Origin of the sequence: Bifidobacterium sp. SO1, from assembly GCF_018555335.1 — a bacterium.
Lineage (GTDB): Bacteria > Actinomycetota > Actinomycetes > Actinomycetales > Bifidobacteriaceae > Bifidobacterium > Bifidobacterium simiiventris.
Genome location: NZ_JAFEJR010000016.1, coordinates 66,697 through 77,197 on the forward strand (window position 1 = coordinate 66,697; position 10,501 = coordinate 77,197).

At 61.2% G+C, this 10,501-nt stretch carries 7 protein-coding genes; 4 read left to right on the forward strand and 3 right to left on the reverse strand.

Annotation, left to right across the window (positions count from 1 at the left end; all coding sequences use genetic code 11):
- Nucleotides 1-216: 216 nt before the first annotated feature.
- The gene (locus JS541_RS11600) at nucleotides 217-1,827 is read right to left on the reverse strand and encodes an extracellular solute-binding protein (RefSeq protein ID WP_214374664.1); all 1,611 of its coding nucleotides are present in this window, start codon (nucleotides 1,825-1,827) and stop codon (nucleotides 217-219) included.
- Between the two features lie 432 nt (nucleotides 1,828-2,259).
- On the opposite strand from JS541_RS11600, the gene JS541_RS11605 reads away from it, so the two are divergent.
- On the forward strand, nucleotides 2,260-2,781 hold the full coding sequence (locus JS541_RS11605) for an NAD(P)H-dependent oxidoreductase (protein WP_214374665.1): 522 nt from the start codon (nucleotides 2,260-2,262) through the stop codon (nucleotides 2,779-2,781).
- Nucleotides 2,782-2,894: 113 nt separating this feature from the next.
- Here the strand turns inward: JS541_RS11605 and JS541_RS11610 are convergent, their stop codons facing one another.
- Entirely contained in the window at nucleotides 2,895-4,169 is a 1,275-nt protein-coding gene (locus JS541_RS11610) for an MFS transporter (RefSeq protein WP_236036814.1), read from the reverse strand.
- A gap of 668 nt (nucleotides 4,170-4,837) precedes the next feature.
- On the opposite strand from JS541_RS11610, the gene JS541_RS11615 reads away from it, so the two are divergent.
- On the forward strand, nucleotides 4,838-5,812 hold the full coding sequence (locus JS541_RS11615) for a DUF5692 family protein (protein WP_214374667.1): 975 nt from the start codon (nucleotides 4,838-4,840) through the stop codon (nucleotides 5,810-5,812).
- 168 nt (nucleotides 5,813-5,980) lie between these two features.
- Here the strand turns inward: JS541_RS11615 and JS541_RS11620 are convergent, their stop codons facing one another.
- Nucleotides 5,981-7,351: an MFS transporter gene (locus JS541_RS11620; RefSeq protein ID WP_236036794.1), complete on the reverse strand. Its 1,371-nt coding sequence runs from the start codon at nucleotides 7,349-7,351 to the stop codon at nucleotides 5,981-5,983.
- 153 nt (nucleotides 7,352-7,504) lie between these two features.
- Between JS541_RS11620 and JS541_RS11625 the strand changes: the two genes are divergently transcribed.
- Nucleotides 7,505-8,401, forward strand: coding sequence for a LysR family transcriptional regulator (locus JS541_RS11625; protein ID WP_214374669.1), 897 nt, complete (start codon nucleotides 7,505-7,507; stop codon nucleotides 8,399-8,401).
- Nucleotides 8,402-8,509: 108 nt separating this feature from the next.
- Nucleotides 8,510-10,387: a DEAD/DEAH box helicase family protein gene (locus JS541_RS11630; protein WP_214374670.1), complete on the forward strand. Its 1,878-nt coding sequence runs from the start codon at nucleotides 8,510-8,512 to the stop codon at nucleotides 10,385-10,387.
- The last annotated feature ends 114 nt before the right edge of the window (nucleotides 10,388-10,501 follow it).

The following is a 10,501-nucleotide window of genomic DNA, read 5'->3' on the forward strand; positions in this document are numbered from 1 at the left end:
GGCCGAGACTGTGTTGGTTGACATGATGATGCTTTCGATGGTGATGAAATCATGGATAGTGACGGCCATCAGCAAAGCCGTCGCATACGAGGAAGGTGGGGTCTATCGGCCGGATCGGCGGTCACGGCCGACGGACCCGCAATGGCTGCGCCGGGAAAAGGGGAAAACCGGCGCAAGTGTTGATTGATGGCGGAGGCCGGTTGGCCACCGTCGCGGCTATTTGACGGCCTGGTCGTAGTACTTCTGCCAGATCGCGATGTTCTCCTCGAGACCGAGCGTGGGTTCGGCGATGTTCTTGAGGTACGTGTTCCATTCCTTGTCGATGCCGCCGCGCTGCACCCACTTCGCCAGCTGGTTGTTGGCGTAGTTGCCGATGGACGTGTTGTTGTCCGACAGGGTGTCGAGGTCGTCGCTGCTGGGGCGTACGTAGATCGGGATTACGTCGCCGGTCGGGTCGACGCGGTCCAACGCATCCTCGACGGCCTTGTTGGCTTCGGTCACCTGATCGGCGTTGTCGTCGTTGACGATGGTCGCGTCGTCCGGCACCCATCCGGCGAATCGGTCCTGCAATGCGATGGCTCGCGTGTCGGGGTATTCGGCGTACGCCTTCTCACGGTCGATGGTGTACGTGTGATCGCCGTCGTCGGACAGCGTGGTCGGAATGGAACCGAAGTAGCCTTCGACCGACAGTTTCTCGCCGTACATCGCGTTGACGATCTTGTAGACGGCCTGCTTGTTCGCGGCCTTCGGGCTGACGGACAGGCTGTAGGCGAATTCAGTAGCATCCTGCGAATAATCCCATTTCACGTCCGATTCGGGCGTGGATGCCGTCTTCTTGAGTGGTGGAACACTTACGTACTGGTCCGCCAGACTGTTGCCGTATTCGCTGTATGCGGACCATCCGAACGTGACGCCGGTCAGCGCGGTCTTGCCGTCATTGACCGTCTGCGCGACGTACTGCGAGTCGTCGCGGGTGAACGTGTCCTTCGGGATCAGTCCTTCGGCCACGAGTCCGTGCAGGAAGGAGATAACGTCCTTGAGTTCCTCGGACGTGTAGTAGCTTTTCACCTTGCCGTCCTGCACGTAGTAGCCTTGCGAGGACGCGCTCGACCCCATGAAGTTGGTGACGACGCCGGACGAGTTGAGCAGCACCAGCGGACTCCAGAGGCCGAAGCCGAGGCTTCGGATGTTCATCGGGATCTCATCGGCCTTTCCGTTGCCGTTGGGGTCCTTGGTCTTGAACGCTTCGAGCACGGTATTGAGTTCGTCCCATGTGGTCGGCATCTTCAGCCCGAGCTTGTCGAGCCATTGCTTGTTGATGAACATGTGCGTGGCGGAGACGCGGTAGCCCTTGCCTCGATCGGACGGCAGGAGCTTGATCTGTCCGTCGCTGTTCTCGGCCATCTTGCGGGCCACCGGATGCGCCTCGAAGAACGCTTGGACGTTCGGCAGCTCATCGAGATGCGCTCCGATGTCCTCGAACTGGTTCGGATACCGGCTCACGTCGGTGGGATCGTACAGGGTCAGGCCGATGTCCGGAAAATCGTTGGCGACCATCTTCGGCGCCTTCTGCTGGCCCCATGAACTGTCGGCGATCTCCTCCCAGTCGATGGTGCAGCCGCAGGCCTCCTCCAACTGCTTGGAATATTCGGTGTCCTTCATCGGATTGTCGGTGACGTTGCGACGCACACGGATGGTGACGATCGGCCTGCCGTCCGCATCGACGGTGGGCTTGCTGTTGCCGCATCCCGCCAGCGGCACGCACAGCACGACCGCGGCCATTGCGGACGCCATGATCCTACGGATGCGCAAACTACGGCGTTCCATAAGTCTCCTTACATTGATTCTCTTCCGCCGGAGGACTCAACCACTTCATTGTCGATGACCTTCAGCTTTGCCGTCCTCGGATAGCAGAAAATATATCACGGCAATCGATTGCCGGCAATCGATTGCCGTTCGGCGTGTCGAACCGCTTCGACGCAGAAGAGTCATGGCATGGAAACCGTTATGGAGCTTGGTATCTGACGCCATGCACGCCATGGGAATCACCACACAGGTCTCGCGCTCCTGCGCGCAATCATCGATCTCCCGCCACAGCGTCGTCGGCGAGCCGCCGTGTTCGCCCAGAACGTAGCCGGCTCGCCAAGAGGCGTGTCATCTGCGAAAGTAATACAGATATCACATAGCTCGTTTCGTGATATTCCGAACCGGGATATCACGAAACGACACGAATGCAACCATACATACAAGGAGAACATCATGAAGACTTTGGTGCTCGTATTCCACCCCGGACTCAACACCCAGTCCCACGTCAACAAGGCGCTGATCGATGCGGCCGCCGAGCTTGACAACGTGACCGTTCGCGACGAGTACGCGCTGTACCCGGATGGCAAGATCGACGTGGCCGCCGAGCAGGCCGCCATCGAGGCCGCCGATCGCATCGTGTTCCAGTTCCCGCTGTGGTGGTTCTCCTCCCCCGCGCTGCTCAAGACCTGGGAGGACGAGGTGCTGCAGCACGGCTGGGCGTACGGCTCCGAGGGCCACGCGTTCGAGGGCAAGGAGTTCCAGGTGGCTGTCTCCACCGGCTCGCCGGAGGCGAACTACCAGCCGGACGGCGCGAACAAGTTCGTGATCGACCAGGTGCTGGTCCCGTTCCAGGGCACCTCGAACTACATCGGCGCGACGTGGGTCAAGCCGTTCGTAACGTTCGGCGCGTTCGGCATCACCGATGAGGCGCTGGCCGAGGCGGCGAAGAACTATAAGGAACTGCTGGCCAAGTAAGTCGGCATCCTTCCGGTAACGAATATGGCCGGTTTCCGGGACTCTCCATTGCGAGATCTCCGGAAACCGGCCATATTCGTTGTTCGGCGGCATCGGCCACCGTCAATCGCGGCTCATTTCGACAGCCGCCACACATACCACGCGACCGGCAACGTCAGCAGACCGCCGGCGACGAACACCCACATGATCGGGATAACGTCGGCGAGCGGCGCGAAGACGAGCATGCCCGCCGGCATGCCGAACGTGGCGAGCGTGGTGTCGAGGCCGAACACGCGCCCGACCATCGACTCGTCGGCCTCGGATTGGATGACGGTGCGCATCGGTCCGACGCAGACGGCCGACGCGACGCCGCACAGCGCGTTGATGATGAGGTAGCTGAGCAGCCCGGGCGCAAGCCCCAGCCCCACGACCGTGACGCCGACCGCGGCGATGCCGAGCGCGATCACGTGCATGTTGTTGCGGATGATCTTCACGCCGATCGTCGACATGAACACGCCGCCGAGCAGCATGCCGATGCTTAGGCTCAGCTCGTTGGCGGCGAGCTTGTCGGATGCGGTGGTCAGGTTCACGACGCCGAGGTTCAGGTCGATGCCCTCGTATTCGCGGGTCATGAGCAGCAACGTGAGGTTGAGCGGCGCGACGGACATGAGGCAGGTCATGCCGTCGCCGAGCACCACGCCCTTCAGGTGGTTGTGGCGCATCGTGTAGGCGAATCCGGCCTTGAGATCGGCCATCGTACGGCGGATGCCGGCGACGATCGGATGGAGGTCTGCCGCATCGGAGTCGGTGTCGTCGACGGACTGCGAGGTATCGCCGTCGGTCACGGCGGACTTTTGTGGCACGCGGATCATCGCGACGAATCCGACGCCGATCACCGCGGTCGTCACGTCGATCAGCAGGATCGACCACAGCGGCATGACGTTGATGAGCACGGCCGCGACGGCCGGCGCGACGATCATGTTGGCCGAGTTGATCATGCCGAAGACCGAGTTGACGCGCAGCAGTTTGCCGGTCGGCGTGATGTCGGGGATGAACGACTGGACGGCCGGCGTCTGTACGCCACCGCCGGACGAACGGATGAGCAGCACGACGAACAGCAGCGGCAGTCCGGCCCAGCCGTGCGCGAACGCGAACGACAGGACGATGGTGACGGCCGCGATGATGAGGTCGGGCAGCATGATGAGCGGCTTGCGGCGGTACCGGTCTGCCATCGAGCCGCCGAAGATCGAGACGACACCCTGCGGCAGTACGCCGAACACAGTGGCGAACAGCATGGACCAGCCGGATTTCCATTCCAGCGCGATCCACCACCACAGAGCGTACTGTACGATGCTGGAACCCAGCAGGGAGAACGCCTGACCGGTGAGCAGCAGCGCGACGCGCGGCATCCAGCCGTCTTCGCGCGGGTCGGCTTCAGCCTCGAACGTCGATATGGCTTGTGAGTTTTGGGATACGGATTGAGACATATGAGTAAGGTGTTCTTGCTTTCCAACTCAGACATTGCCGCCAGTTGCGCGACGATGCGAATATGTGTCTTCACACAGGATCGGCATGGTCAGCGCACGACGACGGATGTCAGCGAATATGATGCGAATGATGGGATCGAAGATCACGAGATCTAGCGGATTCGGCCATACCCGGCTTCGGGCTTGGCTCCGCTGACCCGTTAGATTCTTCCGGGCAAACCGCCGGTCTGCGGGCAGTCGCCCATCATCATGCAACACAAAGAACACATGGCTCCGCACACTATCAACGCAAGCCGACAAGACCACGATCAACGAACACACGCCCCCATCGATCATCCATCCGATCGTCCATCATCGCCGTCTCTTCCCAATGACCAGCCCGCATCGATGCAACGCAAGATTCCCGCCGTCGCGGTTCATGGACATCGCAACACACCCGGCCAAAATTGACGCATTGTCAAAACTCGCGATAGACTGCATACGACACCGGACATTGACGCAACGTCAACATTGCGCAACGTCAGCTCGCGCCGGCCTCCAACGCAGGAACCGGCGCGGCACATATCAGGAAGAATGAAGAAAGGACCATCATGCTGTTTCAGGTCTACGGCGACAACGCCGTGTGGCAGTGGCTCGGCTGGATACTCGTGTTCTGCTGTCTGATCGGCGCGAACGAACTCGCCCGACGCACCAAGATCGGCGGCATCGTCGCGTTTCTCGTCGTCCCCGCGATCCTGACCGTCTATTTCGTCGCGATCTACGTGGCGGCCGCGGCCGGCGCACACTGGGCGCTCAACAACCCGACCTACGTGCACATGACCAGCTGGTTCCACTATGCGAAACTGTACGCGGCCACCGCCGGCTGTATCGGCTTTATGGCGCTCAAGTACCGTTGGGGCGCGATCGGCAAATCCGACTGGTTCAAGTGCTTCCCGTTCGTGATCGTCGCGATCAACATCCTCATCGCGGTCGTCTCCGATTTCGAATCCGCGTTCCGCGCGTGGGGAACCACATGGGTGTCCACCGAAGGCGTGACGCTCATGGGCGGCTGGCATAACGTGTTCAACGGCGTGGCGGGCCTGATTAACATCGCGTGCATGACCGGCTGGTTCGGCATCTACGTGTCCAAGAAGAAGGACGACATGCTCTGGCCCGACATGACATGGGTGTTCATCGTCGCCTACGACCTGTGGAACTTCTGCTACACGTACAACTGCCTGCCCACGCACTCGTGGTACTGCGGCCTCGCGCTGCTGCTCGCGCCGACCGTGGCGAACTTCTTCTGGAACAAGGGCGGCTGGATTCAGAACCGCGCGAACACGCTGGCGATCTGGTGCATGTTCGCGCAGGTGTTCCCGATGTTCCAGGATTATTCCGTGTTCTCCACGCAGTCGGTGAACAACGCGAACGTGAACCTTGCGGTGTCGTTGGTCGCGCTCGTGGCGAACGTACTCGCGCTCGGCTACATTCTGATCCGCGCGAAGAAGCAGGGCGTGAACCCGTGGATCCAGGAAGTGTTCAAGGGCACCCGCGACTACGAGCAGGCCATCGCCCGCGCCGAGTAGGCTCGTCTGGGCTTCCCTCGACGGTCCGACCTGACCGTCGGCCGCGGGTACAGGCCGTGGCCGGATCCATGATTCGTCATGCGATTCGGCTGCGGCCTGTCTCATATCCGGAGACAACCACGATCGCGCACGATTGACGGAACGTGGACTCGGTTGCGTCCGAACCGGTCAGCGCCCGCGCCAGCGGGTCAGCTCGAAGACGAGCACGTAGACGAGCAGCAAGGCGGATGCGAGGAACACGGAGCGCAGGGCCGTGTCGAGCGAGGGCAGGAACGTGGCGATGACGCCGAACACGGCCACGCCGATCGCGCCGCCGACTTGACGGAACGTGTTGAACATGGCGGACGCGATGCCGGCCTGCGCGGGGTTGACGGAATGCAGGACGACGCCGGCCGCGGCGGGCGTGGTGATGGCCGCGCCGAAGCCGACGACGCTCAGGCCCACCGCGATGACCCACACGGGGATCGGCGCGGGGGTCAGGAATTCGAACAGGAAGCCGGCGATCATGATCGCCAATCCCAGCGTGATCGAGAATCGCGCGCCGCGCGCGGTGATGATGCGCCCGCCGATCAGGTTGCCGACGATCGTGACGAACGCGGACGGCACGAACACGAGTCCGGCCGCGAACGCGCCCATGTGCCGTTCGTTCTGCAGGAACATGGTGCAGATGAAGACCATGCCGTACCAGTTGAAGATCATGATGAAGCCGATCTGCAACGCGACCTGCATGCCGCGGATGCGAAACAGGCCGAGCGGCATCATCGGGGATGCGACCTTGGCCTGTGAGACGACGAACAGGCCGAGCGCAAGCAGTCCGACGCTCAGCAGGACGAGCGTCGCGGGAGCCGCAAAGCCGATAGCGCCGACTTCGATGATGCCGGCCACGAGCGTGCCCAGACCAACGAGCGAAAGCGTCTGGCCGAGCCAATCGAAGCGGATGGGACGGCGCGGGGACGGCGCGATGCGCGGCACGAGGGCGAGGATGAACAGGCAGAACGGCACGTTGATCGCAAACACGAGACTCCAGTGGATCGGCGTGAGCAGCCCGCCGAGCAAAGGCCCCACCGCGGAGGCCGACGCGCCGCCCGCACCCCACAGGGCGAGCGCCCATGCGCGACGTCGCGGGTCGGGGTTCGCCTCGTTGATCAGCGACATGGACGCCGGCAGGATCAGCGCCGAGGCGACGCCGAGCACACAGCGGCCGGCGACGAGCGCCGCCATCGACCATGCGAACGAGCAGAACAGGGACGCGAGACCGAACAGCGCCGCGCCGATCGCGAACACGCGTTTCGCGCCGAACCGGTCGGCGAGGCTTCCGGCGAGCAGGAGCAGCGCGGCGAACAGCAGCGTGTAGCCGTCCACGACCCACTGCTGGACGGCCATGTCGCCGCCAAGATCGGCTGCGATGGTGGGCAGCGCGACGTTGACGATGAGCACGTCCATGCCGGCGAGGAACGATGCGACGGCCGCGGCGATGGTGGCGGCCGTCGCGGCTGTCGTGACGCCCGAGGATGGGGACGGGAATGACATACGACCCATGCGTATCCTATCTGTACTATCTATATATTCGTTATCCATACGTTGTTGCGATGACTATGATATTCCGTAGAAACGTTACAATAGATAGGTTTATAAATGATTATGGTTTACGATATATAAACCATAGGTTTACATACATGCAGGGAGCCGTCCATGTACGACCGCAGACTCGACGCGATCATCGCCGCGGCGGACGCCGGCAGTTTCGCCCAAGCCGCGCGCCGGCTGCACCTGTCCACGCCGGCCGTCGCCAAGCAGGTCACCACGTTCGAGCAGGAGTATGGTCTGACGATCTTCGAGCGATCCCGCACCGGCGTCGCCCCGACCCAAGCCGGCGCGGAATTCATCGACGGCGCGCGTTCGCTCGTGAGCGAATCGAACGAGATCATCCGCAGAACCCGCCAACGTATGCACCAACATGCGGCGCCCGTGCGTCTGGGCATCTCCATCCTGCGCCCCGCCCGCCGCATCCTCGATCTGTGGCAGCGTGCCGGCCAAACCGACATCCGTTTGGAACTCATATCGATGCCGGACGGCAGCACGCCGATCGACGATATCATCGCGCGGCTTGGCGAGGACATCGACGTGATCGCCACCGCATTCGTGCCGGATCATTGGAACGGCATCTGCAACACGCAGGTGCTGTCATATGAACCGCTGTGTCTGGCCGTGCCGCGCAATCATCCGCTCGCGAGACGCGCGAGACTGATCATCGACGATCTAAGCGGCGAGCATGTCCGCATCCTGCCGCGCGGCAACGGCACCGACGACATCGCCCGCGACCTGTTCGAACGCAACCCGGACATCACGTTGGTCAACATCGACCATTACGACCTCGACCTGTTCAACGACTGCGCCGAGTCCGGCGACCTGCTCATTTCCAAGCCGATGTGGGCCGGCGTGCACCCGCAGCTCGTCAACGTCCCCGTCGACTGGCCGGAGCCGGTGGGTATGCAGTACGGTCTGCTCTCCCCGCTCTCCCCCGCCCCGCAAGTCGCCGCGTTCGTCGAGCGCATCGCCGCACTCAACCAGCGGTTCGCGGATCGCTGACGCAGCTGAGCATATGCTTCCACAACACGACTGATTCCATGAAGGCATGATGCCACGTTGCCATTTATCATAGGAATGCACACACGTTCAACGTTGACAGGAAGCACGATGCACGGTCCAGAAGACAAGTACGTGAAGGTCCCCGCTCTGGTACACGCCACAAGACTCGGCTGGCGATATCGTTCCATCAGGAACGACAAACCCGGTACCGATTACGATCCGGACACCAATATCTTCTACGACCTGTTCGGGCAAGCGCTTCGCCGTATCAATCCCGATATGGATATCGATGACGATCAGGTCAGGTTCCTGATCCGCAAGAGCGCGGTCACGTTGGACAGCGACGATCTCGGCCGCGCGTTCTTCAGCAACCTGCAGCATGGCCTGGACGGATACAGACTCATCGATTTCACGACACCGGACAACAACGACTTCACGGTCGTAACCGAATTCACCTATGCGCATGACGACGATAATTTCCGTCCGGACATCATATTCCTGATCAACGGCATGCCATTGTGCTTCATGGAAGTCAAGCGGCTGAACAACCGCAACGGCATTCTCGCCGAGCGCGACCGCATGTATACGAGATTCAGGCAGCCGTTTTTCTGCCGTTTCGCGAACATCACGCAGATCATGGCGTTCAGCAACGATCAACCGTACGACGACGGCGATCGCGAACCGATCCAAGGCTCCTTCTACGCGACCAGCTCCTACGACGGCATACGCATGAACCGTTTCCGCGAGGAGGAGGACAGCGGAAGGGAATTGTTGCAGCGACTCAAGCCACGCAGCATCGACGAGGAGAAGCTCATCCTCAAGGACAACAACCTGATCTCCCTGCTGGATTCGCCACAATGGAACGAAACCGTCGACCCGCGGACTCCGGCGAACAGCATCATCACCTCGCTGTTCTCCCGCGAACGGCTGATGTTCCTGCTGCGATATGGCTTGTGCTACAAGGATTACGTCAACGACAACGGCATACGAGTCATCGAGAAGCACATCATGCGCTATCCGCAGTTCTTCGCCTCTCAGTCCGCGCGTCGCACGCTTGACGGCGGCGTCAGACAGGGCGTGATCTGGCATACGCAGGGCAGCGGCAAAACCGAACTGGCGTTCCTGCTGACACGGTATCTGCGCGATTATTACCAGGAACAGCGTCGCGTATTGTATACGTTCTTTATCGTGGACCGTCTCGACCTGGCAAATCAGGCCGACGACGAGTTCCGTTCGCGCGGCGCGACGGTCATACGCGTCGATTCAAGGGACGATTTCGTCAAACTGCTGCGCAAACCTTCGGCTTGGAACACCGGCCAAGGCGATGGGATCACCATCTCCCCGGTGAAGATCGCCGTGGTGAACATCCAGAAGTTCAGTGCCGACGCGCAGGCCATCACGGCCGAATACGGACTGAACGAGCAACGTCTGTTCTTCATCGACGAGGCGCATCGCGAATACAAACCGGGCAAAAGCTTTCTCGCCGCACTGTTCAACGCGGATCGCGACGCGGTTCGCATCGCCCTGACCGGAACCCCGTTGATCCGTCAGAAGAACGGTGCGGACACCAAGCAGGTGTTCGGGGAATACATCCACACCTATTTCTACGACCGGTCCATTGCCGACGGGTACACGCTCCGACTCCTACGCGAGGATGTCAAACCCCAGTTCCGCGTCAGGATGCGTTCGATCATGGACACGCTGCAGGAGATCGACAAGCTCACCGATCTCGATCAGGTGTGCGAGCACCCGCATTTCGTGGAGCCGTTGGCGGAATACATCGTGAACGACCTCATGCAGTCGCGCATCGCGCTCGGCAAGGATTGCGCCAACATCGGCGCGATGATCGTGGCCCGCACCTCACAGCAGGCCCGCAACATATACGACGCCCTGCAGCAGTACGATCCCGATCTTTCGTCCGCCCTGGTGCTTTACGACGAGGGGTCCAAGGAGGACCAGCGCGATATCCAGAAACCCGCTGTCTAAATGAAAGTGCAACACCCTTTAGATTGGAGATTGTCTAGATAACCAGTGAAAGGATGTTGCACCTTGGGTCAAGTGTATTCGCACCTGTCGGAAGAGGAACGGCAGGTCATCCAA

Excerpts from the sequence above, each read along its gene's own strand:
- JS541_RS11600 (WP_214374664.1), bottom strand. The coding sequence starts at position 1,827 with ATGGAACGCCGTAGTTTGCGCATCCGTAGGATCATGGCGTCCGCAATG.
- JS541_RS11605 (WP_214374665.1), top strand. The coding sequence starts at position 2,260 with ATGAAGACTTTGGTGCTCGTATTCCACCCCGGACTCAACACCCAGTCC.
- JS541_RS11610 (WP_236036814.1), bottom strand. The coding sequence starts at position 4,169 with ATGCCGCGCGTCGCGCTGCTGCTCACCGGTCAGGCGTTCTCCCTGCTG.
- JS541_RS11615 (WP_214374667.1), top strand. The coding sequence starts at position 4,838 with ATGCTGTTTCAGGTCTACGGCGACAACGCCGTGTGGCAGTGGCTCGGC.
- JS541_RS11620 (WP_236036794.1), bottom strand. The coding sequence starts at position 7,351 with ATGGGTCGTATGTCATTCCCGTCCCCATCCTCGGGCGTCACGACAGCC.
- JS541_RS11625 (WP_214374669.1), top strand. The coding sequence starts at position 7,505 with ATGTACGACCGCAGACTCGACGCGATCATCGCCGCGGCGGACGCCGGC.
- JS541_RS11630 (WP_214374670.1), top strand. The coding sequence starts at position 8,510 with ATGCACGGTCCAGAAGACAAGTACGTGAAGGTCCCCGCTCTGGTACAC.